This window comes from Peribacillus sp. NPDC094092 (assembly GCF_050279365.1).
Classification (GTDB): Bacteria; Bacillota; Bacilli; order Bacillales; family DSM-1321; genus Peribacillus.
On the sequence record NZ_JBNNUC010000005.1, the window covers coordinates 21,886 to 46,337 of the forward strand.

Sequence of the window (24,452 nt, forward strand, 5' to 3'; positions counted from 1 at the left end):
TTGGAGGCGAAACAAGTGAATAGAGGACGTTTAGTTTTAATCAATGTCATTGGTTTGGTTATTATAGTAGCGGCATTAGCCGGTGGGGCTTATTACTATTATGAAAGCACGAATTTCATTAAAACGGATGAAGCGAAAGTGTCGGGAGAGCTGTATACCATCGTTGCCCCAGCTGCCGGTAAATTAGCAGATTGGGATTTACACGAAGGAGACAGTGTAAGTAAGAATGTCCAAGTTGCCAATGTAACCAGCTTAGATGGAAAAGAAGCAGTAAAAACTGCAGCACAAGGTACAATCGTTAAAACACAAGTGCATGATGAGCAGCTTGTTCAAGCGGGTCAAACGCTAGCTCAGACCATCAATATGGATGACCTGTCCATAACGGCTAATATTGAGGAAAATAAATTGAAAGATATTGAAAAAGGTGACAGCGTCGATATTATCATCGATGGAGATCCCGATACTGTTTTCGAAGGTACATTGGAACAGATCGGTTATGCCACAACGTCTGTCTTTTCTGTGATGGGCAATCAAAACAGCAGCGGAAACTATACAAAAGTCACTCAAAAAGTACCAGTTAAAATTTCCATCAAAGCACCATCCGATAAAGTTCTGCCTGGAATGAACGCAGAAGTGAAAATTTCAACAAAATAAACCGGCTACACAGTTATACAGAAAGGAGGCTTTTCAATAAATGGCTTCTCAAACCATCTCAGTAAATGAAAACAAGGGAATGAAACAGTTTGCCCCCATGTTAATAATCTTAATGCTAGGTTTGTTCATGGTCATTTTGAATCAAACTCTGCTTAGTGTCGCCATGCCGAGGATGATGGCAGAATTCAATGTTGCTGCAACTACGATCCAATGGTTATCAACTGGATTCATGCTCGTGAATGGAGCCTTGATCCCACTTTCCGCTTTTTTAATAGAACGGTTTGGCACGCGGATGTTATTCCTTGCTGCCATGTTTCTATTCACTGTCGGGACATTCATCTGCGGCATTGCGCCTAATTTCCCCATCATCCTTACAGGCCGGCTGATCCAGGCGGCTGGCGGCGGAATCCTCCAGCCATTGGTCATGACGATCATCCTTTTCATCTTCCCTCCGGAAATGCGCGGGAAAGGAATGGGGATATTCGGACTGGCCATTATGTTTGCCCCTGCCATCGGCCCGACTTTATCAGGTTGGGTCATTCAGGAATATAGCTGGCGGGTCATGTTCTACGCAATGGTGCCATTAGGCATGATAGTCATAATACTTGCCCTTTTAAGCATGCGTAATGTAGCAGAACCAAAGAAAATCAAATTGGATTTATTGGGCGCCTCTTTATCCTTGCTAGGCGTTGCATCATTACTATACGGTGTCAGTGAAGCAGGTTCCAAAGGCTGGACGGATCCACTCGTTCTGGGAACGATCATCATCGGCCTGACCCTATTGACCCTATTTGTGGTTCAACAGCTAAAATCGGAGACACCTATGCTCGACTTCCGTGTATTCAAGTATGACATGTTCGTATTATCGAATATCATTTCCGCCATCGTCACGGTGGCCATGTTTACCGGGATATTCTTATTGCCAATATATTTGCAGACTTTAAGAGGCTTCACACCTGTTCAATCCGGTTTATTGATGTTACCCGGAGCTCTTGTGATGATGGTGATGTCACCCATTTCAGGAGCATTATTCGACAAAATCGGTCCTCGACCATTAGCACTTCTTGGTTTAGCGATCACTGCTGTCACAACATTCGAATTTGCTAATTTGACAACTGAAACGACCTATTCGACTTTGGTCATCATCTATGCCATCCGTGCACTAGGAATGTCTTTACTGATGATGCCGATCATGACAGCTGGGATGAACCAGCTTCCAAAGCATTTGAATACACATGGTACGGCAATGAGCAATACGCTGAAGCAAGTCACCGGAGCCATTGGTACGAGCTTCGTGACGACCATTTATACGACTCGTGCTTCTTTCCATGGAACTGCTTTAGGAACGGAAATGAGTACGAGTGATCCCGGTTTCGTTCAGAATTTCCAAACAATCGTCCAATCCATCATGAGTTCGATGAATCAAACTAGTGAACAGGCACAGGAAACTGCCATGTCGCTGATTTCTGCACAAATCCAGGGTCAAGCAAATGTGATGGGAATCAATGATGCATTCTTTTGGGCAACAGGCTTCGCCATTGCCGGCATCGTTCTCTCACTGTTTTTGCGTGACGTTCGGAAGGACAAAGCAATGAAAAAAGCTAAACAGGAACATGTGGATGTACCATTGCTTCCTTCACCAGTAAAAAAATCGGTTTAACTAAATGGGGGAATAAAAATGAAGATCTATGTTGTTTACGACAGTGAAGGTAACCATACGAAAGCACTTGCCGAGTCAATAGCTCAAGGAGCCGCAGCGGTTCCTGGGGCTGAGGTTCTCATTGACCATGTAAACGAGGCGGATGTTTATAAGCTTCAGGAAATGGATGCAATCATTTGGGGCTGTCCCGGCCATTTTGGCACCATCAGTTCGAGTTTGAAAACATGGATTGATAAACTTGGTTATCTATGGGCGGAAGGTGCGCTGATCAATAAAGTGGGGGCTGTCTTCTGTACGACGGCCACCGTACACGGCGGACTTGAGGCAACCATGCTGAACTTAATCACCCCAATGCTTCATCAAGGCATGATCATTGTAGGCTTACCCGGCACTGTTCCGGAAAATGCCTTATACGGTTCCTACTATGGAGTAGGGATAAGCTGTCCGCCCGGTGTGGATGATAACATCACCAAAAATGACTTGCAGCTTGGAGAAGCATTAGGAAAACGGGTAGCCCATGTCACCCGTTCATTCATAAACGAGCTCTAGGAGGCTTGATTCAATGGCCATTATTCTAATTATCATCGTTGCCATAATAGCGGTTACGGGCTTGATCACCTTCAATATCAAAGCCTTATCACCTGAAGATAAGCCGCTGGGGGGCGAGGAAGGGAACTCATTGGAAGAGTCCTCTTTTTCTTCGGCAGATGATTCCGTTACCGAAATCATCTCCCCAACCGACAACGATGAATTGAAAATGAAAGATCATGATTATCGTTTGGCTCTTTCCAAGCTTCACAATCAAAAGCCAAATGATGAGCCAGCTGCAGAAAAAAAGCCTAATCTTCGCAAAATGAAAGACGCGGAGTATCGTGGTACATTGGAAGACTTCCAGGAAAATCGTGACTGACCCCCCATTCGGCTATTCGCCTCTTTTTGGGTTTTCAAATGCTATGCATGAAAGGAACATTTCCGGCCTCAGCCGCGGCCTTTGCTTAAAGATCGACTTCAGGCTTAACTTATTTTTCTGGTTGACAAATATTCACAAAGACTTTAAGCTAAGGTAATGCAACACATACATTTTTTTAAACTCAGCTTTTGTTGAGAGACGGAATTTTAAAAGGATTTCCTTTTTTCGTTCGTCACTTGCCTTTTTGGCAGGTGGCGATTTTTATTTTTACAGGGGTGAAAAACATGCAACTTTTGAAGTATTCCATAATGGTCTTAATCGGTTCGATCTCATATGGCACATTATCCACGATGATGAAGTTTGGATTCATGGATGGCCATTCTTCTGGAGAACTGGTCGGCAGTCAATACCTCGTCGGTTGGCTGATTGTCTCCGTGATATTTCTTTTTTCGTTTAAATATAAAGTTTCATGGAAGAGTGCCGGATTACTTTTAATCACGGGCATGATGTCCACTTTCGTCGGAAAGGCCTATGCCGTTTCCGTATCCGAGCTTCCCGCTTCGATTGCCGTTGTCTTTTTATTTCAATTTACCTGGATAGGCGTCCTTATAGAAAGTTTCTTAAATAAAAGACGCCCGGATAAAAATAAACTCATTGCCATTTTCGTTCTATTCATCGGTACATTATTGGCGGGGGCAATCTTTGGGCAGCCTCTATCCGGCCTAAGTCTGAAAGGCGTATCGTTCGGACTATTGTCTGCGTTGCTTTTTGCGCTGTATATGTGCTGCAACTCTCAATTCGCAGTTGGGGAATCTTCAATGAAACGGCTGTTTTTCATTGCAACGGGTGGTATGCTGACTGCCGTATTCACGACTGACCCTATCACACTTGTGACGAATCTCGTCCAGACAAACCTATGGTACTACGGTCTGCTGCTCGGCACTTTGGGTGTTTTGGTTCCTTTCTTTTTCTTTGCTGTCAGTTTGCCGAAAGTGGGTGTCGGGCTTGGAACGATTCTTTGTGCAGCAGAGCTGCCTTCTGCGATGGTCGTTTCCGTCATCTTCTTGCATGAACAGGTAACGTCACTGCAATGGTTCGGGATGTGCTTGATCATCGTCGGCATCGCCTTGCCTGAGGGAATAAAGCGTCTGCCGCAATTCCTTCCTGACAGAAAAAAAACGCTGCATGAAAAAAGGATTTCATAACGTTCATCCACCGGTTCGGTTAAGAATAAGAAAGACCATTCCCGTTAACGGAATGGTCTTCTTTTATATATTGTTTTTCCTTTTCTCCTTAAGCATCCAATTGTTGCACTTGAAATAGGTTGTAATAATGCCCTTGCTTTTTCATAAGTTCTTCGTGTGTTCCCATTTCCGTAATTTCCCCATTCTCGATATGAACGATCCGATCGGCATGGGTGATGGTTGATAACCGATGGGCCACGATGATGGTGGTCCGGTTTTTCGCCAAAATATCCAGCGCCTCCTGGATATAGTGTTCACTTTCCAAATCCAATGCCGATGTGGCTTCGTCGAGTACAAGGATTGGCGGGTTTTTCAAAAATACCCTTGCAATGGCCACCCGCTGCTTTTGGCCTCCGGATAATTTAACTCCCCGCTCCCCGACTTTCGTTTCATATCCTTCTTTTAGACCCATGATGAAGTCATGGGCGTTCGCCGCTTTTGCCGCTTCAAATACTTCTTCATCACTTGCATCGGGCCGCCCCATAAGGATGTTGGCCTTAACCGATTCACTAAATAAGATATTATCCTGTAGAACCATTCCTATTTTATCTCTTAGACTGCGGACCTTGTATTTACGGATATCCGCCCCATCCAATAATACCCTTCCCTCCGTTACATCATAGAAACGGGAAATCAAACTGACGATCGAGGATTTCCCGCCTCCGCTCATCCCGACAAGTGCAATGGTTTCCCCTGGTTTAGCATCCAAATTTATATGTTTCAAAACGGGTGCTTCTTTCTCGTCATAAGCAAACGATACATCCTGAAAGGTTATTCGGCCATCCACATGCTTTAGCTCTTTCGCCCCCGGTTCGTCATCGATATCATACTTCTCATCCACAAACTCAAAAACCCTGTCCATGGACGCCAATGTCTGGGTCATTGTCGTCGAAGAGTTAACTAAACGTCTGAGGGGATTATATAGCCGGTCTATGAAACCGACGAAAGCAACCATGGTACCAAGTGACAATTGTTCATGAATGACCTGATAACCGGCAAATCCTATCACGAGCAGGGGGGCAATATCCGTGATCGTGTTCACGACAGCAAATGACTTAGCATTCCAGCTCGTATGCTTTAGAGCCTTTTCAAGGAAATTCTTGTTCTGCTTCGAAAACAATTCCTGTTCCCTGTCTTCTATTGCAAAGCTTTTGATGACCGACATCCCCGAAACCCGTTCATGTAGGTGACTCTGTACATCCGCCAACGCTTGGGACCGAATCCTCGTATAAGTTCTCAGCTTGCCGAAGAAATGCTTAATCGAAAATGCGTAAAATGGAAGCATGATGATGGATACTATGGTCAACTTCACGTCCATCGTAAACATGATGACGATCACTATGATGATCGTTGCGATATCAAGCCAAAGGTTCATCAGACCCGTGATGACAAAGTTCTTCGTTTGTTCCACATCCGTGATCATCCTTGAAATGACCTCGCCCACCCTTGTATTGGAATAATATTTAAAACTCAGTTTCTGTATATGAGTAAATAATTCATTACGAATATCATATAAGATTTTCGTTCCGGTCCATTGAGCGAAATATTGACGGTAATACTCAATCGGCGGTCTGACTGCAACGAAAATGAATATCATGATGGCCATTGCCCATAAGAGTCGTTCGGACTTCACGGCTTTGGAAAGGTCAGCATTTCCGATGATGTCATCCACAATATACTTACTGAGCAATGGAAGCAAAAGCGGAATCGCGAACTTTAGCAACCCAATCAGTACCGTCCCGATTATCTGCCATTTATATGGTTTGACGAATTGCAAATATCTCTTAATGCTCCCCACGGATTTCCTCCTTTTCTGATCAATAAATCCAAATGATAACAGTCCATTTGGAATCTTATATGTTATATGCACCATTCAATTATAATTTCCTTCTAGATGATTAACTATCAAAAGGATTTCATTCACTAACTTTCATATTCATTTATAGGGGTATAATGATTCCTGCATTCTTGAAAGATTGAATCAGATTTGTAGGCACGATACATAATGAAAAAGCCTGCCAATTATGCAGCAGGCCTTTTCTATCATCGATAGGTTAAAAAGCGTTCATACCAACTATCAATAAACTCTGCGGAGAATGGTCCTTTTCGCTGGCGTATCATATAAATCAAATAATCTACGTTCTGTTTCAATATTGAATCGATGGCATCCGGGTAATTCATTTCTTTCCGATGCCTTTCATATTCATCCTCATCCAGCAAATTAAACGTCATATCTGGGAATACTTTAATGTCCAGGTCATAGTCAATGTATTTCAATGCTCCCGATTCGTATGTGAACGGCGAACTGATATTGCAATAATAATAAACCCCGTCCTCTCTCAACATACCAATAACATTAAACCAATACTTTGAATGAAAATAGCAAATCGCCGGCTCTCTTGTAATCCAGGTCCTTCCATCTGATTCCGTTACCATAGTACGGTCATTCGCTGCTATCACCAGATTTTGGGTCCCTTTTAAAACGGTCGTCTCTTCCCAGATACGATGGATATGTCCATTATGTTTATAGCTATGGATTTGGATTTTTCCTCCTTCGGCAGGAACAATCCCCATTTATCTCTCCCTACTTTCTATAGACACCCTGACAGCGTACTGTGCCCTATTCCGTTTGCAGTTGTTGTGTGTATTTAAAAATATATACTTTTTTCCATTTACCCTATATTCCTATATTATAGCGATTTATTCATAAATTTAAAACAAAAGTGGCTAATCTCCCAGTGAAAATGTGTAAATAAGTCGAAAAAGTCTGACCATCCACCCATTTAAACTAAGAAATTAGCCGGTTATTTATCGTATGGCAGCCTGTCCTTGCTGAAAATAACGGATGACTTCTTCCGTTTGCTTCTCGAACATATCATGGATACTTTTCAATTCCTGCTTTTTGAGTTGAATCTCTTCCTGAACGGTGACTGCTTCACTCTCCTCTTCCAGGGAAAGGAGTTGCTTCTCTATATCTTGGCATCTTTCGATTTCGGATTGTAAAAGTAAAAGCTTATCCATCGTTTTCAACTGGTTGTTTATAAGCCGGTTAAATTCCTCCATGAATGCACCTTCCTAATCTGTATTTTTTCTATTAGTATGTATATTCTATTTTTATCCGTTTTTTCCTTTGACATAATATGTAAACACAACGAAACATTTGTCGAAATCAATGAAAGGTAAAAAAAGCACCCTTCAAAAGAAGGGTGCTTTTCATCGGCGATTAGCCTTGGCTTTTATTGCTTTGAGATTTTTGGTTTTGTTGTTTCACTTCTTGAACGTTAGTTTCAGAAGCAAACTCTGTACCGAATTGGCCTTGTGCTTGACCTTTTTTTTGCTGAGATTGCGCGTTTTGTTGTCTCACTTCTTGAACGTTGGTTTCAGAAGCAAATTCTGTACCGTATTGGCCTTGACCTTGTTGAGATTGCGCGTTTTGTTGTCTCACTTGTTGAACATTAGTACCTGCTTGTGATTTATTGTTTTTAGCCATTGATATCACCTCCACAAATAATAAGATAACCATTATCCAGGAGAGTTATCCAACTAAAAACATTTAAAATTTTCCAGTTAGATTAAACAAGCAATGAGATGCCGCCATCGACAATTACGGTTTGTCCACGAATCATACTCGCTCCATCGGAAATTAAAAACAGGATGGTATTCACCATATCTTCCACCTCGACCATCCGTCCAGCCGGAGTCTGTTCCGCTGCCTCGGCAAGCATTTCATCCCGATTCGGGAAAGACTTCAGGGCGTCTGTATCGATCACACCGCCTGAAACGGCATTGACACAAATATTTTTTGCAGCCAATTCGACCGCTAAATATCTTGTCAGGGCTTCAAGCGCAGCTTTGGAAACTCCAACAGCTGTATAATTTTTCAAATAGCGGATGGACCCCAGTGAACTGATGCTGACGATTTTCCCCCCGCCATTCCTCTCCATTAATTTCGCCGCTTCCTGTGCACAGAAAAGGAGGGCTTTCGTATTGATGTCCATGGTCCAGTTCCAATGGGATTCCTCCAGTTCCATCAACGGGCGCTGCACTCCTGAAGCCGCATTATTGATGAAGATATCCAAACGTCCATAATAAGCATCGATTTCCTCGAACATGCTTTTCACTTTCGCAACGTCACCGACATTTGCCTTAACTACAAGGGCTTTACGCCCCAACGCTTCAATTTCAGCTGCCACTTCTAATGCTTTTGACTTGCTCCGGGCATAATTAATAACGAGGTCGTAACCTTCCTCTGCAAGCCTTATTGCCGTGCTTCTGCCTAAACCTTTACTGCTACCTGTAACGAGTGCCACTTTTTGTTCCATTCGTTTATTCATCCTTTCTGAGTAAACACCGAGTAATAAAAATCATTTTTTTAAGGAGTGTTACTGTTATGTATGTTGGACGTGATATGACAGAGTTGTCGATGATGAAAAAATCGGATTGGGAAAATAGTGAACTTGCCTATTTTCATCACTCCCTTCAACAAATGGTACCTTATTTAAACCAAGAAGGACAGAGTATCCATAGCGAAATCATCAAAGAAATCGAAAATCGGGGCGGACTTAACAGGCAGGAAGCCGATTATACTCATGGAACGAAAACCCTTTACGATTGATTTTATACGGATTTGGCTTTGAAAATCAACAAAAGGAAGAGGATATCTTAGCGGATATCCTCTTTCGCGCTCCCAATATCACTGGCGACAATTTTATGATAAGACGTTATAGCCATTGCGCAAAAGGGGCTGTCCCCAACAATGTTAAAGAATATATACATGACTGATACGTTTCGTTCTGGAGGTCCCCTGATTGTTCCCATGCATTTTCAATGTCCGGTGTTTATATCGGCTCGTTTTTATGGCCCCGACCATTATCGCACACACAAAATATAAAGCATGAATGAAGATTGATCCCATGAATGCTGCTTGAATGACTATCCTCATTTCCTTGCCTTCGATACCCTTATATTACCAATTAATCAAATGAGACCTTTATTCAAAACGTTCTTTTTCTTTATACGCCTTCATCATTTTTTGGTGGGAAACCGGAAATGCCAACTCCTCCATCTCTGCTTCACTCACCCACTTAAGTTGCTGTTCTCTCAGTGTCTCTTCACTGATGGCCTCTTTGACCACTCCGATATATGTGTCCACTTTCCAAACGAGATGAGAGAAAACATGTTCAATTTTCACAAGCGATTCAGTGATTTCGGGTTTGACGCCATACATTTCCTGAAACCGACTCTCGAAGAATTCACGCTTATGCAAAAGCGAGGAATGGTTTTCGAAGTTCGGATATTCCCAAAGATTTGCAAGCAATCCTTCTGGTGCTCGCTTGTGTATTAAATATTCACCTTTTGCATTCGTTAAAACGGCCGCCACAATCGGTACATCCCGCGTTTTTTTCTTTTGGATTTTCACCGGCAATTCCGACTGAACCCCCGATTCAAATGCCAGACAATGACTTTGAACGGGACATAATAGGCATGCAGGCTTACCTGGTGTGCAGATTAATGCACCAAGCTCCATCAAGGCTTGATTGAATTCAGAGGTATGTTCATGATCGATCAGCTTTCTGACGGCAACTTCGAATGTTTTTCTTGTCTTTGGTTTTGCTATGTCTTCATATATCATCAATATCCTTGATAAAACACGCATGACGTTTCCATCAACGGCTGGCTCAGGCTTGCCGTATGCGATACTAAGAATCGCACCAGCTGTATAAGGGCCGACACCTTTCAATTTTGAAATTTTCTCGGGTTCATCCGGTACGATTCCATTATAGGATGCCTTCACTTCCTGAACGGCACTATGCAGATTCCTTACACGTGAGTAATATCCCAGCCCTTCCCATGCTTTTAGGATTTTCTCTTCATCAGCATTGGCAAAATCCTCAAGTGTTGGGAACCATTCCATAAATCGGTTGAAATAAGGAATCACCGTATCCACTCTCGTTTGCTGCAGCATTATTTCAGAAACCCAAACACGATATGGATCCTTATTTTCCCTCCATGGCAATTCTCTTTGTTCTTCGAGAAACCAGGAAACCAAATCTTTTTGAAATTCTTCGATTTTTATTTTTTCTATTATCGGGATCGTTATTTCTTTCACATCAGTTCCTCCAAAGATGTTAAACTCTTATCAAAAATGGGAATACCTAAAGTAGGTCATTCTTTTTTTAATATCATGTTCATATCCATTTATTTGTAACGGGCAGAAAATAAGTAAAAATTTTATTCATTTGATGGTTAATATATAAATACGGTATGATGAGAGAAGACCATTTTTTTCAAATTGTGGCAGGGAGGTTAGTTTTTTGGATACAGGTACTCACTTTGTCATGGGAATTGCTCTTGGAGGTCTTGCCACATTAGATCCTGTCATTGCGCATAGCCCAGTCACTGCAAGTGCAGTCTTAGCAGGTACGATATTGGGATCACAAGCTCCAGACATTGACACCGTTTTAAAATTAAGGAATAACGCTGTATATATTCGAAATCACCGTGGAATCACGCATTCCATTCCCGCTGTTTTACTTTGGCCCTTGATTATCAGCGGCACACTTTTCGCCATCATACCTGAAGCAAATTACCTTCATCTTTGGCTTTGGACCTTTTTAGCCGTATTCCTTCATGTATTCGTGGATATATTCAATGCTTATGGGACCCAGGCTCTTAGGCCAATTTCATCAAAATGGGTAGCTTTAGGGGTCATCAATACTTTTGATCCGTTCATTTTTGGAATACATGTTGCCGGCCTGATATTATGGGGCTTTGGATTTCCTCCAGGTTATTTATTTCTTTCCATTTACGGAATACTAGTCATTTACTACATTTCCAGATTCAAGGAACAAGCTTTTATAAAAAAGGTGGTCAAACGGCAAATTCCTGGTGCAAGGAAAATTCTTTTATCACCTACCATGCGTTTTCACCGCTGGAAAATTGCGGTTATTACCGAAAAGAATTATTATGTGGCACGAGCCGATAATGGATATGTGACGATTCTTGATACGTTCGATCGAGTGCCATTACCTGAAAGTGAAATTCTCGATGCCGCCAAAAAGGATATCAACTTGGCAGCCTTTCTGTCCTTTTCCCCGGTTTACCGCTTTGAAATTGAACAGATAAAAGAATATTATGAAGTCCGTTTTATCGATTTAAGATACCGAAGCAATGGATATTATCCGTTTGTGGCAGTGGTCCATTTAGACAGCGAATTGAATATCTTGAATTCTTATACCGGCTGGATCTTTAGCGAAGCGAAACTGCAGAAGAAATTGAATATTATTTTGTAGTCGCTGTATATTGAAAAGCTGATTCCAGGGAACCCCTCTGGAATCAGCTTTTTTAATGCAGTCGATTCTGCTGATTTAATAACTGTCGATATTTAGGGTTCTTTGCAATGAATTCATGGAATTGCTCACCGTAGTTATCTATCCAGGTCCTTACAACACGCGATGTCATTTCTTCTCCGGCATATTCATGCCCAGCCTTTGCATAGGTCGCTTCGAAATCTTCCCATAATAATTCCACCCAAGTCAAAGCTTGCTCATACGTGATGTGTTCATTTTTCTCAAGCAGTATCTTGGTTAATCTTTCATGGTAATCATTCATTAGAACCACCTCATTGCCAATATTTTTACAGAATGAACTATACTGTCCCTTACCCATACTAGTTGTAAGCGGAAACGCTTCTTTCTTTAATCTGATGCTTGGAGGAGAAAAATTTGCGAAATAAACAAAAAGGATTCCCCAACCAAAATAATAATAAATTCCAAGGCGAGCCGCGTGCACAAGCAAGATATGCTTCAAAGCGTGCAGATGGCAGTATTAATACACACCCTCAAGAAAGAATGAAGGCATCGAACGAGCGATCGAATTAACAGGTACACTAGACGGAATCGGGTTTCTTCCCCGGTTCCTTTTTATTTCAGCATGGAAATCGGAAGTGCCTCTTCTTTACCACTACCACCTAAGCGGTACCCCCAGGCGAATACACCGTTCATATAATCAATTTTGAAATAGACTCCGGGATCTCCGTCAATTTGATAAATTTCACCTTTTTTGAAATCATCCGGATTTAACAAATAGGCCTTGGCCATCGTCACTTTTCGTTCCAATACGGAGTATTCATTAACCATTCCCAATTGCTCTGCTTTTCTCGCTTTTTCAGTCAACGCTGCAATTTCCTGTTGTAGTTCATAGGCGGTCAACTTGCTGTATCTTACGTCGCTCATATATATGACTCCTTAAATGAAATATTAATTTACTTCTATATTAAACAAAATTTAGTGATTTGGCTATCGATGCACTTAATCCCCATCAGGATTGGAAAGATAACGTTCAATCAGTTCTATAGGAAAACCTTTACGGTATAATGCCTGCTTCATTTTTTGTTCATATTCGAAGCCTTCGTGATTTTTATATCGGCGTTGCATTTTTTCGGCATGGTGGCAAAGAGAATCCCATTGTTCGTCTTCATCCTTCTCAACCGTCACACCTGCAAATGCTTCATGGATGACATCTCTAGGGAAACCTTTCCGTAACAAGGTTTGTTCAACTTTCAGCCGTAAAGCTCGTTCGGAAATGTTTTTTTCCTTTTTGACCGCTTTTCCAGCAAGTTTCCTTGCATGTTCAATCTGAATATCAAAGGGGTATTCCTTCAATGCCTCGACAACCAACTTTTCTTGCACCCCTTTTTCCTTTAGCTCGAGCTTAAGGGTTGTGGGCCCTTTATTGCCTCCATTTACGTGGGTCCGTACGTAAGCCTTGGCAAATTCAAGGTCGTCTAAATAGTTAAAACTGTATAGTTTATGTATCGCTTCCTTAATGATCGGCTCTTCCGTTTCCTTCTTTCTTAAATAAAGGCGAATTTCCGATTCCGAGCGCATTCGATATGATAAATAATTAAGTGCATCGGTAAATGCTTTTTGGATTTCATCATGGAATTGTATTTCAGCCAGTAGCAGGTCATCAAGTTCCATACCCTTTTTCAACTGAAATTTCAAAAGCACTTCTTCATCTACACTGAAGGCATATTTTTCATCAACGAAAATGTTATAACGATCTTTCCGTTTCTTTTGGGTTGTTATTTTTGTTATGTTTGGCATAAGTCCACCCCCACCCCTACTTTACCCCTTTACGTTTACCATTTCTATATATAGCATGTCTAAAAATGAAAAAAGAACATCGGCATGTTAAAGTGAAGGAAAGAAAGGGAAAGGAAGTGGTTTTCATGAAAATAGCCATTGCTGGTGGAAGCGGTTTTGTCGGCTCAGCCCTTATTGATGAATTATCAAAAGAAAATCATGAAATATATATATTGACCCGTCATCCCGAAAAATTTAATAAACAGACTAATTTGACATATATCGGCTGGTTGACCGAAGAGGCAAAGCCGGAAAAGCACTTGGCGGGGCTAGATGTTTTCATTAACCTTGCTGGTGAATCCCTGAACAGCGGGCGTTGGACACCTGATCGAAAACGCCGGATTGTCGAAAGCCGTGTGGATGCTTCCAAAGAGATGAACCGGATCATATCCATGCTGCCCGATAAAGTGTCCGTCATCATTAATGCAAGTGCAGTCGGATTTTATGGTATATCGGACGATGAGACCTTTACCGAAACCTCTGAACCCATTGGTGATGATTTCTTGGCCCGTACTGTTCAACTATGGGAAAAGGAAGCGGCTAAATCACGCTCTTACAGTGAAAGGTTGGTCCTAACAAGATTTGGGGTGATCCTTGGAGAAAAAGATGGCGCACTGCCAATGATGGTCCTCCCCTATAAACTATTCGGCGGAGGAAAGATGGGCAAAGGGAATCAGTGGCTTTCCTGGATTCATATCCATGATGTGGTCCGTGCAATCATCTTTTGCATGAACGATCAGAGGATAGAAGGTCCAGTCAATTTTACGGCACCGAACCCCGTTCAGATGGATACATTCGGAAAAACGATAGGAGCTATCCTGCACCGGCCACATTGGTTGCCCGTACCTCCCTTCTTCCTCAAGAAACTGCTGGGGGAAATGAGCATGCTTGTGCTTGAAGGTCAAAATGTCCTTCCCTCTAAACTTAAAGAGGAAGGATTCACTTTCAACTTTCCAACCCTTAAAGAAGCTTTACAAAATACCTTGAAAGAAGAATCTCACGTATGAAAGGGGCATTTTAGGAAAAAATAGGGATATCAAGTGGAATGGAGATGATCTAATTGCTCAAAAAACACGATAAAGAAAAAAGTAACTTAACTAGCACCCAAGCGATTCTTTATGCTCGCGAATTTAAAAAAGCAGACCGAGCTGGTGGATATACCGAGAAGAAATCCCGTCGTTAAGTTTGGAGTTTTTTCCCGTACATTTTGAACAGCCACTCAACACAAAATAAGCTGGAGATGATTAGTGAATTCATCTCCAGCTTATTTTTTATTCTAGGGGGCGCAAACATGGGACGAAATAACATACATCATAATCGAGATAAGAACAAACAAAAACTTCCTCAGGTTCCTAAAAACCTGAAAAGTGACGGACTTGACGTTGAATATTCTTCCGAACTGGCTGACCAGGAAGACATCGAGGCGCAAGCCCGGGCAAATGCGGCTGACCGCCGTGCTCATAATCGCCGTTAATAAGCAGGATAAACGCAAACAAGGGGCTGTAAATCAGCCCCTAATGTTTTCTTTTTTTACATAGCTTATCCACAGCCTTGTGTATATTGTGGATATATTCTGAAAATACTGACAAACTAACTCACCTTATTAACATGAAAATAATGTTATTTCTGGATAACCCTGTGGATTATGTGGATAAAAGGGATGTTATGCTAACCACGCTGCATTTTCATTGTGGATAACTTTTCTCTCTACTTGATTTGTTCCACTGGATTATTATTTATATAATAATTCATCTATATCTGTTACGGTCTTTATTGATTTTCTTCCTTCCATCCATGTATAATCGCATGCCACGCAATACTAAATGACTTTCCCAGTGGTTGTATCGCTACTGACATGGTATTAAAGAAAGTTCCCCAAACTTTTTCCATCAACATTTTCTTCCAACTGTTTACGAAGCAAGAATTTTTGTATCTTTCCGCTTGCGTTTCGAGGCAGCTCCTTACAGAAGATATATCTTCTGGGACGTTTATAATTCGCTAGTGTAACACTGTTCTTACACCAGGTTTCTAAATCTGTTTCCGCAAGCGTTGGGTCTTTGGCTACGATGAAGGCCGTCACCTTTTCCCCCCATTGATCATCCGGCTGACCAAGTACTGCACAGTCGAGAACTCCATGATGCTCATATAGTGTATCTTCCACTTCACGTGGATAAATATTTTCCCCTCCAGAAATAATCATGTCGTCCACCCGGTCCTTGACCCACAGATATCCATCTTCATCCAGGAAACCGATGTCACCGGAATGGTACCAGCCTTTGTAAAGCGCCTTTTCGGTCTCTCTATCTTTTTGAAAATAACCCTGCATGATACACGGACCCTTTACAAGGATTTCCCCTGTTTCCCCAGGTTCCAGCATATCCTCGGGATCCGATGGCCCTTCGTCATTCGGACGGGCAATGATTATTTCATGATTGGAACATGCCCTGCCGGCAGAACCCGCTTTCCTAATTTGATCTTCCTCCATTAGGAGAGTGATGGCAGGACCCATTTCAGTCATACCGTATGCTTGGATGAACTGGATGCCAAGTTTCTCCTGACAGGCACGTACTAGTGTTGGTGCCATCGGGGCCGCTCCATAAAGCCCAAGCTTCAAACTCTGGAATTTATACTCATCCAAGTTTTCCTGGATGAGCATGTTCCACATCGTAGGCGCAGCAAAAAACTTGGTGACCCCTTCGGATTCAATCAGTTCCATGACCTTTTTGGGATTAAACTGATGTAATATGACATTTGCGGCACCGACCTGTATTCGAGGTAAAAAGGAACAGTGCAATTCGGCACAATGAAACATCGGTGCAGTGATCAAACCGATATCAGAGCGTTCGTACTTCATGGCCTCTATTAAAATCTCGGCTTGTTTGACCATGTCTTTATGAAGGTGAACGACACCTTTGGGCCGCCCGGTTGTCCCGCTCGTATACATGATGGCATAGATATCATCTTCGTGAACGTCCACTTCATCTGGCTTTGACGAGATACTGGCCATTTTCTGGCGGTACCCTTTTGCATATCCGGGCACATCATCATCAATATACCAAAAAGCCATTTCCGGAAATCGCATTTCAACCGCGGCAACGTTCGTTTCCAGTTCGTGTTCGAATAAAACGACCTTTGGAGCAGCGTCGTTCAGGACGAAGGCCAACTCTTCCGGCATTAAACGGAAGTTGATCGGATTAAAGATTGCACCGATTTTTGCACAGGCTAAGAATGCTGTTGCAAGCTCTTCATTGTTGTATAGGTACGTAGAGACCCTATCCCCTTTTCGCACCCCTTCCGCTTGAAGGGCCGCCGCCAGCCTATTCACCTGCTCATTCCATTGAATGTACGTATAGCGGATATTTCTTCTCACGTCGTAGATAGCTTCTTTAATGGGGAATTTCTGAACCGTCTGATCAAAGATATTTTTAATCGTTACTGACATATCATGTTCCTCCTCATTCATGTAACCACCATCAACAGGAAGAGTTCAGGCAAAGCCTGCCGATGGTCGGCTTCATCCCTTTTTCAGCTTTTACTTTCGTGCGAATTACGAATGTTCATAAATGGATAGTAAGCTTCAGTCCAATCTTTCAATGATGGTTGCATTCGCCATGCCATGGCCTTCACACATTGTTTGCAGCCCATAACGGCCGCCCGTCCTTTCCAACTCATGGATCATCGACACCATCAATCGTGCCCCGCTTCCGCCAAGAGGATGACCCAAGGCAATCGCCCCGCCATTTGGATTCAGCTTCTTTGGGTCTGCCCCCGTTTCTTTTAGCCAGGCAATCGGTACAGGAGCGAAAGCTTCATTCACTTCAAAGATATCGATATCTTCAATTGTAAGGCCTGCTTTTTCCAAAGCTTTTTGGGTGGCGGGAATCGGTCCCGTAAGCATCAGGGTTGGATCTGACCCGACAACAACCCGAGTATGCACTTTAAAGCGCGGTTTCAATCCAAGTTCTTCGGCTCTACTGCGTTCCATCAATAATAAAGCGGCAGCACCGTCACTGATCTGACTTGAGTTCCCTGCATGGATTAAACCGCCTTCTTGAAAGACCGGTTTCAATCCAGCAAGTACTTCTAGCGTGGTTCCTCCCCTTGGGCCTTGATCTTCCGTAACTTCGATTTGATTTCCTTCTTTATCCGTACCCGTTACTGATATCATTTCACGGTCAAAATGCCCTTCTTTTTGAGCACGTATTGCCTTGGCATGACTCTCAACGGAAAACTGATCACAATCTCCCCGTGTTATCCCCCACTTATCGGCGATTCTCTCAGCTGACAAACCTTGGTTGATCACCTCATACGAGTCCATATACTTTTGGCTTGTTCCAGCACCTTGATAATTAGACCCCATGGGAACTCGTGACATGTTTTCCACCCCACCGGCCACTACCACATCCATATCACCCGACAAGATGGCCTGGGAAGCGAAATGGACTGCCTGCTGACTTGATCCGCATTGACGGTCAATCGTCGTTCCCGGCACTTCAATCGGAAATCCGGCAATCAGTGCAGCAACCCTTGCTATATCACCGGCCTGTTCGCCCGACTGTGAAACACAACCTAAAATGACATCATCTACAATAGCCGGATTGATGCCCGCCTTTTCAATCAGCTTCTTCAATACTTCCCCTGCCAGATCATCAGGGCGAACGTCTTTCAAGACACCGTTCCTTCTGCCTACTGGCGTGCGGATCCCTTCAACGATAACCACTTCCCGCATATACTATCTCCCCTTCTCATCGTTTTATTATAGACCCAGATTCTTAGCGATGATTTTCTTCATGATTTCATTTGTCCCTGCATAGATGCTTGCTACGGGTACATCCCGATACCTTCTGGCAATCTTGTATTCCTCCATATATCCATAGCCGCCATGAAGCTGCATGCATTCAATGGATATTTTTCGGGCAGTCTCCGTCAAACGCCATTTTGCCATCGAAACTTCCGTTACAACCTGTTCACCTGCCATATGCTTGGCGATCAATTGATCTAGGAAGGCACGCCCCATTTTGATTTCCGTTGCCATTTCCGCAATTTTGAATTGGGTATTTTGAAACTGACTTACGGATTTTCCGAATGCTTCCCTGCCCTTCACGTACTCAATCGTATCGGCCAGCATATCCTCGGATGCGGTTTGAGCACAAATTGCCACCACAAGACGTTCCTGCTGCAGTTTTTCCATTAAGTAAGTAAACCCGCTGCCTTCTTCACCAAGCAGGTTTTCCTTTGGAACACGACAATCCTCGAAGATGAGTTCAGCTGTATCCTGACTGTGCAAGCCAAGTTTCTTCAGTTTTCGCCCCCTGGAAAATCCAGGTGTATCCCTTTCGACCACGACCAAGCTAACGCCTTTATGTTTCGGAACGGCACTTGGATTCGTTTTACAGGCAACGATGACCAAATCGGAATGGATGCCATTTGTGATGAATGTCTTTTGGCCATTAATTATGTAATGATCTCTATCCAAAATGGCAGTCGTTTTAATATTGGCCAAATCCGAACCTGTGCCAGGCTCTGTCATGGCAATGGCTGTAATGATTTCCCCTGTCGTGCATTTAGGAAGCCAGCGCTGTTTCTGCGACTCATTTCCGTATGCGGAAATATACGGAACGGTGATGTCACTGTGAAGTCCGAAACCAATGAAACCAGAACCGACTCTTTCCAATTCTTCATTAATTATGACAGCAAAGCCCCAATCTACCCCGGAACCCCCATAATCTTCTCCAAGGTCCGGACATAAAAAACCCTGTTCCCCCATTTTCACCCAAAATGACCGGGGAATGATTTTCTCTTCTTCCCATCGTTCATAGTTAGGGACTGCTTCTTTCTCTAAAAACTTTCGGAATGACTTACGGAAAATCTCATGATCTTCACTTAGGTATGGATGCTTCATCTGTTTTCTCTCCTCTCCATTCTTTGTCGGAGGCTCTATTTCCAGATTTACAATGGATTTCCTGAAGGAATTAACAACTTACCTGGGTGACATTCTAATGGCCCCATCCAGTCTGATGGTTTCTCCATTCAGCATTGGATTCGTTATGATGCTTTCCGTTAATTTAGCGTACTCTTCGGGATACCCGAGCCTTGGCGGGAATGGCACGGTTTTACCTAATGACGTCCTAGCTTCTTCAGGCAATGAATCGAACATCGGAGTATGGAATAGACCGGGTGCAATCGAAACGACACGTATCCCTTTTGGTGCAAGCTCCCTTGCGATCGGGAGAGTCATAGCAACAATCCCCCCCTTAGAGGCACTATATGCGGCTTGTCCGATTTGCCCTTCAAAGGCAGCTACCGAAGCTGTATTGATAATGACCCCACGCTCCCCCTCTTGGTTCGGATCATTTTCGACCATTTTTTCCGCAGCAAGCCGGATTACGTTAAACGTGCCGACCAAATTGATCTGTATGACATTTGAGAACGCTTTCAATTCATGTATACCTTTTCTGCCTATGACCTTCTCAGCAATCGCAATGCCTGCACAGTTGATGACCGAATTGATGCCCCCGAATTTTTTCATTCCTTCATCCAATGCGTCCGATACGCTTTCCTCACTAGTTACATCTGTTTTAATAAACAGCACTGAATCTCCCAATTCCTGAGCCATTTTAATGCCGTTTTCTTCCGAAAGGTCAAATATGAGCGCTTTTCCACCTTTTTTAATGATGTTTCTTACTGTGGCAGCTCCCAGACCTGATGCCCCGCCTGTCACAACCGCAATGGTTTCTTGAATTTCCAAATTCCCACCCCATTTGTTTTCTAGAATATATATTCATCTCTCACTATCATCAAAACCTATTTTCAAGATTAATTTCACAGCTCGCCTGTTTTATCGTTCACTTTCAAATCATGAAGGGTTTCGGTAAAGCCTTTGATTACCTGTTCAAAATCCTGCTTCAGCCCATCCAGCTCTTTAATGCGTTCATTAATTTCGTTTAATTTCTGTCCTGCAGTTTCAATCGTTTTTTCCAATTGCTTGATGCCTGTCCTATCCTTATCGAATAAAAGGACTATATCCTTTATTTCCACTAACGAAAAGCCATACTTCTTACCGCGCATTATGATTTTGAGCTGTGCATATTCTTTCTTACCATAAACTCTTTTTCCCGTTTCGGTACGCTTTGGCCTAAGCATACCCAGTTCCTCATAATAACGGAGGGTCCTTGTCGTCAATCCGAATTCTATTGCTAACTCAGAAATGGTATACATGTTAAAACCACACTTTGCAAAGGGATTATTTACCTTTATTCTACCATTGACGTTAACGTAAACTTCAATAAATATTCACAAAATTTATAATATATGAAACTGCATGAAAGATTTAAATTGATATACTATGGGTATATTCTTAGAAGAAGGGACTGATCAATCCATGCTATGTTCAAAGATATTAGTTGCTTATGATGAATCTGAATTGGCACTTAAATCTTTAGAAAAAGCGATTGAATTAGCGAAGCTGGATCCCGCCATCGAAATCCAGGTGCTTCACGCTGTAACATTGCCAATCAAACCAAATATATATGGTAACGCCTTTCAGGAAATTGAAGAATCCATGCTCAAGTATGGCAAGGAAGTGATAAAAAAAGCGGAAGCGCTTTTATCCGAAATCCCGAATGCATCCCAAACATTTGTCGTAGAGGGTTCAGCCATCACGTCTTTATTGGAACATGCACAATCCCAGAATTGTGACCTTATCATAATGGGCAGCCGCGGATTGAGTGGTTTCAAGGAATTCCTAGGCAGCGTTAGCCACTACATCGTTCAACATTCCCCAGTGCCCGTCTTGTTGGTCAAATAGAATTCACGCGGATATTCTTTCCAGTCTTGTCGTAAGCTGGGTTCCCTTTAGGAATCCAGCTTACTCATGCGTGCATGAAGCCCAAGCAAAGCTTATCATGTTTTACAAACACTTCCGTTTACGGGTAAAATGAAACTAATTTTAACGAGGATAACAGGTGACGCAATGGATATTAAACATTTGCAATACTTTATAGAGGTAACTAATTTCAATAGCTTCACTCGTGCTGCCGACCATTTATTCATTACCCAGCCGACCATCAGCAAGATGATTAAAAACCTGGAAACCGAGCTAGGCGTTGAGCTCTTTGATCGTTCACGCAAGCAGCTGATCTTGACAGATGCAGGCAGGGTTGTCTTAGAGCAGGCAAAATTGATTGATAAGGCCTTTCACAATTTAGAAACGGAAATGGACAATTTATTAGGCTTAAAAAAAGGACATATACGCATTGGGCTGCCGCCGATCATCGACGCTTCTTTCTTCCCCCGAATTCTTAGCCGTTTTCACGAGGACTATCCCAATATTACCTTTCAATTAGTAGAGGATGGTTCAAAGAAAATAGAAGAATCCGTCCAAAATGACTTAATTGATATAGGAGTAATAGTCCTGCCAACCAACACCGCACATTTTCATCATTTTGCTTTCTTGGAAGAAGACATCAACTTGATTGTTCATCCCACCCATCCGCATGCTTGTAAGGAAGAAATCGATTTGGCCGACCTGGAAAAAGAATCTTTCATCTTATTCAATAAAGATTACGTCCTTCGGGATCTCATCATTTCATCCTGTAATGAAGCTGGTTTTTCTCCACATATCGTCACGGAAAGCTCACGCTGGGATTTTATTGAGGAAATGGTCTACTGTAAACTTGGCGTAGCCCTATTACCGGAAAGTTTATGCCGCCATGATGAGCGCGTAAAGACAATCAAGGTTAAAAACCCCTCCATCAGCTGGAATCTGGGATTTATATGGAGTAAGGACCATTACCTTTCATGCGCTGCAAAAGAATGGCTGAAATATACGAGGGACGCGCTGTCTCATAAGTAGTGAATCATCTAATGATTAATGTAAGCACTATCATAGATTTGGGTTATGCACATGATAACATCTAACCATTTTACAAGGCGTTACGGCGGGGGTAGACTAGTATAAGTAAAAAGTACGGTAAAAGCTGATAGATCCAATATATTCTAAAAAGGAGATATTCATGATCACTTTATCTAGTGTCGATGAGTTACAGGCAACAGAAGAAGCTCTGGAAAAAATTAGATATTCATACCCCGAACTATTTATTAAACTGCTCCATGTCGTTGCCTTAACACGGGCTCTTCAATTTAAATATCAATTTATGGGCACTTTAATCATGGATGAAAACCCAAACGAATACACCCCTGAATTCGTTATGCCCTCCGTTATCGGATTATATAAAGAGGAAGTTCAAAAGTTAAAGGATGATCCGAATATCCAGGTATTACTTCGGACCTTCTCCCAAATTAAAAATATTGGATATGCCAAAATCAGTATGCTCGTGCTCGGTAAAAGCCCTGAATCGCTTTTAGGGGCTTCATATATCAAATGAAGCCCCCTGATATGCTCAGAGAAAAAACCTCCCTTAATGGAAGGTTTTTTTCTTTACGTGTATTAAAGCACTTTACTCAAAAAGGCTTTAGTTCTTTCCTGCTGGGGATTATTAAAAATCTCACTCGGAATATTTTCTTCAATAATATAACCTTCGTCCATGAAAATCACGCGATCTCCAACTTCTTTTGCAAACCCCATTTCATGGGTCACAACTACCATGGTCATGCCTTCCTTAGCCAGTTGCTTCATGACCTCAAGAACTTCACCGACCATTTCCGGATCTAGAGCGGAAGTCGGCTCGTCGAATAACATGATTTTGGGCTCCATCGCCAATGCCCTGGCAATTGCCACGCGTTGCTTTTGTCCCCCCGATAATGAATCAGGATATGCGTTCGCTTTCTCGGCAAGTCCCACTTTCTTAAGAAGTTCCATCCCTTTTTGGGAAGCCTGTTCTTTGGATATTTTGCGGACCTTTATAGGCGCAAGCATGATATTCTCAAGAACAGTCTTATGTGGAAATAAGTTGAAATGCTGAAATACCATGCCAACTTCCGTCCGGACTTTATTGATATTGACCTTCTTGTCTGTCGTATCAAGCCCTTCAATGAAAATATGGCCTCCCGTTATCGTTTCAAGTTGATTGATACACCTGAGGAAAGTGGATTTACCCGACCCAGAAGGACCAATCACCACGACCACTTCCCGAGGGGAAACGATTGCATTGATATTTTTCAATACATCATTTTCGCCAAATGACTTCTTTAGATTTTCCACCTTGATCATTCTGTTTTCAACCTTCTTTCGAGTCTATTTAATATGAAACTTAAAATGAGGGTCAGGAATAAATAGATGAAGGCACATGCCAAGTATGGCTCCCACACTTTAAAGTACTGGCTCCCCATCGCTTTCCCCCAATACATCAATTCCGGGGCTGCAATGACACAAAGCAGGGATGAATCCTTCAATAATACGATGAATTCATTTCCTAACGGGGGAATCATTCGTTTGAAAGCTTGGGGCAATACAACATGTATCATCGTTTGGATATGGGTCATTCCCAAAGAACGCGCCCCTTCCATTTGCCCTTTATCGATGGATTGAATGCCCGCCCGGAAAATTTCGGCAATATATGCGGCTGCATTTAAAGATAAAGCAATGACACCGGCAGTTACTGCATTCGTTTCCCCAGTAAAAAAGGGCACAATTCCAAAATGGATTAAAAAGATTTGAACTAAAAGCGGTGTTCCGCGAAAAACCGTGACATAGCAGTAAAATGGAAAGGCCAGCACTTTGTTTCTCATGATTTTCCCTAAACCGACCAATAACCCCAAAAAAGTTCCGATGAGGATGGAGGAAACCGACAGCCCTATTGTAAGCAACGTTCCTTTTAATAAGAAAGGAGCATATTCAAAAATAATATCCCAGCGAAAACTCATTTTGTTTCCCTCCT

Annotated in this window: 30 protein-coding genes; 14 read left to right on the top strand and 16 right to left on the bottom strand. The window is 42.5% G+C overall.

Annotated elements, in window-relative coordinates; genetic code table 11:
* Positions 1-15 precede the first annotated feature (15 nt).
* The 5 genes from ACQKNS_RS20800 (at position 16) to ACQKNS_RS20820 (ending at position 4,429) form a co-directional block, all read left to right on the top strand.
* The gene (locus ACQKNS_RS20800) at positions 16-654 is read left to right on the top strand and encodes an HlyD family efflux transporter periplasmic adaptor subunit (protein WP_427645169.1); all 639 of its coding nucleotides are present in this window, start codon (positions 16-18) and stop codon (positions 652-654) included.
* Positions 655-694: 40 nt separating this feature from the next.
* Complete coding sequence (locus ACQKNS_RS20805) at positions 695-2,314, top strand: DHA2 family efflux MFS transporter permease subunit (RefSeq protein ID WP_427645170.1); 1,620 nt, start codon at positions 695-697, stop codon at positions 2,312-2,314.
* Between the two features lie 18 nt (positions 2,315-2,332).
* Entirely contained in the window at positions 2,333-2,863 is a 531-nt protein-coding gene (locus tag ACQKNS_RS20810) for an NAD(P)H-dependent oxidoreductase (protein WP_063234827.1), read from the top strand.
* Positions 2,864-2,876: 13 nt separating this feature from the next.
* Complete coding sequence (locus tag ACQKNS_RS20815; protein ID WP_427645171.1) at positions 2,877-3,224, top strand: hypothetical protein; 348 nt, start codon at positions 2,877-2,879, stop codon at positions 3,222-3,224.
* 284 nt (positions 3,225-3,508) lie between these two features.
* Positions 3,509-4,429, top strand: a complete 921-nt coding sequence (locus ACQKNS_RS20820) for an EamA family transporter (protein ID WP_427645172.1) — start codon at positions 3,509-3,511, stop codon at positions 4,427-4,429.
* Between the two features lie 88 nt (positions 4,430-4,517).
* Here the strand turns inward: ACQKNS_RS20820 and ACQKNS_RS20825 are convergent, their stop codons facing one another.
* The 5 genes from ACQKNS_RS20825 to fabL form a co-directional block, all read right to left on the bottom strand.
* On the bottom strand, positions 4,518-6,266 hold the full coding sequence (locus tag ACQKNS_RS20825) for an ABC transporter ATP-binding protein (RefSeq protein ID WP_427645173.1): 1,749 nt from the start codon (positions 6,264-6,266) through the stop codon (positions 4,518-4,520).
* Between the two features lie 245 nt (positions 6,267-6,511).
* Positions 6,512-7,042: a nucleoside tri-diphosphate phosphatase gene (gene ntdP, locus ACQKNS_RS20830; protein WP_063234823.1), complete on the bottom strand. Its 531-nt coding sequence runs from the start codon at positions 7,040-7,042 to the stop codon at positions 6,512-6,514.
* 234 nt (positions 7,043-7,276) lie between these two features.
* Positions 7,277-7,531, bottom strand: a complete 255-nt coding sequence (locus tag ACQKNS_RS20835) for a YgaB family protein (RefSeq protein WP_427645175.1) — start codon at positions 7,529-7,531, stop codon at positions 7,277-7,279.
* Between the two features lie 160 nt (positions 7,532-7,691).
* A complete protein-coding gene (locus tag ACQKNS_RS20840) occupies positions 7,692-7,958 on the bottom strand; it encodes a gamma-type small acid-soluble spore protein (RefSeq protein WP_427645176.1) in 267 nt (88 codons plus the stop codon).
* An 82-nt stretch (positions 7,959-8,040) separates the two neighbouring features.
* Positions 8,041-8,790, bottom strand: a complete 750-nt coding sequence (fabL, locus tag ACQKNS_RS20845; RefSeq protein WP_063234820.1) for an enoyl-[acyl-carrier-protein] reductase FabL — start codon at positions 8,788-8,790, stop codon at positions 8,041-8,043.
* A 68-nt stretch (positions 8,791-8,858) separates the two neighbouring features.
* On the opposite strand from fabL, the gene ACQKNS_RS20850 reads away from it, so the two are divergent.
* Entirely contained in the window at positions 8,859-9,083 is a 225-nt protein-coding gene (locus tag ACQKNS_RS20850; RefSeq protein WP_427645177.1) for a hypothetical protein, read from the top strand.
* Positions 9,084-9,458: 375 nt separating this feature from the next.
* On the opposite strand, the gene mutY is transcribed toward ACQKNS_RS20850, so the two are convergent.
* Positions 9,459-10,577: an A/G-specific adenine glycosylase gene (gene mutY / locus ACQKNS_RS20855; protein ID WP_427645178.1), complete on the bottom strand. Its 1,119-nt coding sequence runs from the start codon at positions 10,575-10,577 to the stop codon at positions 9,459-9,461.
* Positions 10,578-10,782: 205 nt separating this feature from the next.
* On the opposite strand from mutY, the gene ACQKNS_RS20860 reads away from it, so the two are divergent.
* Complete coding sequence (locus tag ACQKNS_RS20860; RefSeq protein ID WP_427645179.1) at positions 10,783-11,760, top strand: metal-dependent hydrolase; 978 nt, start codon at positions 10,783-10,785, stop codon at positions 11,758-11,760.
* Between the two features lie 52 nt (positions 11,761-11,812).
* Here ACQKNS_RS20860 and ACQKNS_RS20865 read toward each other — a convergent pair whose 3' ends face one another.
* A complete protein-coding gene (locus tag ACQKNS_RS20865; protein ID WP_098370609.1) occupies positions 11,813-12,079 on the bottom strand; it encodes a YfhJ family protein in 267 nt (88 codons plus the stop codon).
* A gap of 113 nt (positions 12,080-12,192) precedes the next feature.
* Here ACQKNS_RS20865 and ACQKNS_RS20870 point away from each other — a divergent pair, with 113 nt between their 5' ends.
* A complete protein-coding gene (locus tag ACQKNS_RS20870; protein ID WP_285768724.1) occupies positions 12,193-12,348 on the top strand; it encodes a small, acid-soluble spore protein K in 156 nt (51 codons plus the stop codon).
* A gap of 42 nt (positions 12,349-12,390) precedes the next feature.
* Here the strand turns inward: ACQKNS_RS20870 and ACQKNS_RS20875 are convergent, their stop codons facing one another.
* A complete protein-coding gene (locus ACQKNS_RS20875) occupies positions 12,391-12,702 on the bottom strand; it encodes a YfhH family protein (RefSeq protein WP_427645180.1) in 312 nt (103 codons plus the stop codon).
* A gap of 75 nt (positions 12,703-12,777) precedes the next feature.
* Entirely contained in the window at positions 12,778-13,575 is a 798-nt protein-coding gene (recX, locus tag ACQKNS_RS20880; RefSeq protein WP_427645181.1) for a recombination regulator RecX, read from the bottom strand.
* Positions 13,576-13,700: 125 nt separating this feature from the next.
* Between recX and ACQKNS_RS20885 the strand changes: the two genes are divergently transcribed.
* The 3 genes from ACQKNS_RS20885 to ACQKNS_RS20895 all read left to right on the top strand — a co-directional run bounded on the left by ACQKNS_RS20885 (position 13,701) and on the right by ACQKNS_RS20895 (position 15,088).
* On the top strand, positions 13,701-14,621 hold the full coding sequence (locus ACQKNS_RS20885) for a TIGR01777 family oxidoreductase (protein WP_427645456.1): 921 nt from the start codon (positions 13,701-13,703) through the stop codon (positions 14,619-14,621).
* A 53-nt stretch (positions 14,622-14,674) separates the two neighbouring features.
* Positions 14,675-14,797, top strand: a complete 123-nt coding sequence (locus ACQKNS_RS20890; RefSeq protein ID WP_081088510.1) for a YfhE family protein — start codon at positions 14,675-14,677, stop codon at positions 14,795-14,797.
* 108 nt (positions 14,798-14,905) lie between these two features.
* Positions 14,906-15,088, top strand: coding sequence for a YfhD family protein (locus tag ACQKNS_RS20895; protein ID WP_034306455.1), 183 nt, complete (start codon positions 14,906-14,908; stop codon positions 15,086-15,088).
* A 387-nt stretch (positions 15,089-15,475) separates the two neighbouring features.
* Here ACQKNS_RS20895 and ACQKNS_RS20900 read toward each other — a convergent pair whose 3' ends face one another.
* The 5 genes from ACQKNS_RS20900 to ACQKNS_RS20920 all read right to left on the bottom strand — a co-directional run bounded on the left by ACQKNS_RS20900 (position 15,476) and on the right by ACQKNS_RS20920 (position 20,832).
* Positions 15,476-17,056, bottom strand: a complete 1,581-nt coding sequence (locus ACQKNS_RS20900; RefSeq protein ID WP_427645182.1) for a fatty acid--CoA ligase — start codon at positions 17,054-17,056, stop codon at positions 15,476-15,478.
* A gap of 135 nt (positions 17,057-17,191) precedes the next feature.
* Complete coding sequence (locus ACQKNS_RS20905; protein WP_427645183.1) at positions 17,192-18,343, bottom strand: thiolase family protein; 1,152 nt, start codon at positions 18,341-18,343, stop codon at positions 17,192-17,194.
* A gap of 27 nt (positions 18,344-18,370) precedes the next feature.
* Positions 18,371-19,516 (bottom strand): acyl-CoA dehydrogenase family protein, encoded by a 1,146-nt coding sequence (locus tag ACQKNS_RS20910; RefSeq protein ID WP_427645184.1) that lies wholly within the window; start codon positions 19,514-19,516, stop codon positions 18,371-18,373.
* A gap of 78 nt (positions 19,517-19,594) precedes the next feature.
* Entirely contained in the window at positions 19,595-20,362 is a 768-nt protein-coding gene (locus tag ACQKNS_RS20915; RefSeq protein WP_427645185.1) for a 3-hydroxyacyl-CoA dehydrogenase, read from the bottom strand.
* 74 nt (positions 20,363-20,436) lie between these two features.
* Positions 20,437-20,832, bottom strand: coding sequence for a MerR family transcriptional regulator (locus ACQKNS_RS20920; protein WP_427645186.1), 396 nt, complete (start codon positions 20,830-20,832; stop codon positions 20,437-20,439).
* A 127-nt stretch (positions 20,833-20,959) separates the two neighbouring features.
* Between ACQKNS_RS20920 and ACQKNS_RS20925 the strand changes: the two genes are divergently transcribed.
* The 3 genes from ACQKNS_RS20925 (at position 20,960) to ACQKNS_RS20935 (ending at position 23,000) form a co-directional block, all read left to right on the top strand.
* Entirely contained in the window at positions 20,960-21,421 is a 462-nt protein-coding gene (locus ACQKNS_RS20925; RefSeq protein ID WP_427645187.1) for a universal stress protein, read from the top strand.
* 165 nt (positions 21,422-21,586) lie between these two features.
* Complete coding sequence (cidR, locus tag ACQKNS_RS20930; RefSeq protein ID WP_427645188.1) at positions 21,587-22,468, top strand: cidABC operon transcriptional activator CidR; 882 nt, start codon at positions 21,587-21,589, stop codon at positions 22,466-22,468.
* Positions 22,469-22,628: 160 nt separating this feature from the next.
* Positions 22,629-23,000, top strand: a complete 372-nt coding sequence (locus tag ACQKNS_RS20935; protein ID WP_427645189.1) for a hypothetical protein — start codon at positions 22,629-22,631, stop codon at positions 22,998-23,000.
* A 62-nt stretch (positions 23,001-23,062) separates the two neighbouring features.
* On the opposite strand, the gene ACQKNS_RS20940 is transcribed toward ACQKNS_RS20935, so the two are convergent.
* Together ACQKNS_RS20940 and ACQKNS_RS20945 are read right to left on the bottom strand one after the other, a co-directional pair.
* Positions 23,063-23,785 carry an amino acid ABC transporter ATP-binding protein gene (locus ACQKNS_RS20940; protein WP_427645190.1) on the bottom strand — a complete coding sequence of 241 codons (723 nt, stop codon included), beginning with the start codon at positions 23,783-23,785 and terminating at the stop codon, positions 23,063-23,065.
* Positions 23,782-24,438 carry an amino acid ABC transporter permease gene (locus ACQKNS_RS20945; RefSeq protein ID WP_427645191.1) on the bottom strand — a complete coding sequence of 219 codons (657 nt, stop codon included), beginning with the start codon at positions 24,436-24,438 and terminating at the stop codon, positions 23,782-23,784. Before ACQKNS_RS20945 ends, ACQKNS_RS20940 begins: the two co-directional genes overlap by 4 nt.
* Positions 24,439-24,452: the final 14 nt, after the last annotated feature.